Annotated in this window: 1 protein-coding gene; it reads right to left on the reverse strand. The window is 31.8% G+C overall.

Annotated features, from left to right (window positions below; genetic code table 11):
* Positions 1-221 (reverse strand): hypothetical protein (locus tag E3E33_RS10890; RefSeq protein WP_206203917.1); only part of this gene is annotated, 221 nt, incomplete at its 3' end.
* Between the last annotated feature and the right edge of the window lie 294 nt (positions 222-515).

Genomic DNA, 515 nt, shown 5'->3' on the forward strand with positions numbered 1-515 from the left:
GCCGACGAAAAGAGAAGTACTATGATAACATTTCCTTTACTCAACTTGGCCTGTGAATTTGCTGTATGCTTCATTTGTTTTCTCGGATTTATTGTCCAAGTTACAGAGAATAAGAAAAGAAACCCGAATAGATAAAACGTAAACGTAAGTGCCAGCAACTTTCTTATTATTCGGACTGTCTCGTCATTAACTGTTTGTGTCTCAGTCTCGAGCATTATCAATGCTACGAGTAATGACAGGATAAATATAAAAATAATAGTTATAAGAGCGTTTCTAAAGGCGATAATCATTGGCCAATATGTAGTGTTTTTCTGTTTGGCATCTATATAAAATGATAGAGCAAATAATACTAGCATGAAAATAAGAACTCCTGAAAAATACGTTAGCAACAAATTCACTTTGTTAACATTGGGAACTGTATAATGAAGTATTACAGTATTTACTGATATGGTTTTGTTTGAAAGAGTTTTTAGATGTTGATTTTCTGAAAATGTTAAATTGACATCTGATATTTT

This window comes from Thermococcus sp. GR5 (genome assembly GCF_012027535.1).
Taxonomy (GTDB): domain Archaea; phylum Methanobacteriota_B; class Thermococci; order Thermococcales; family Thermococcaceae; genus Thermococcus; species Thermococcus onnurineus.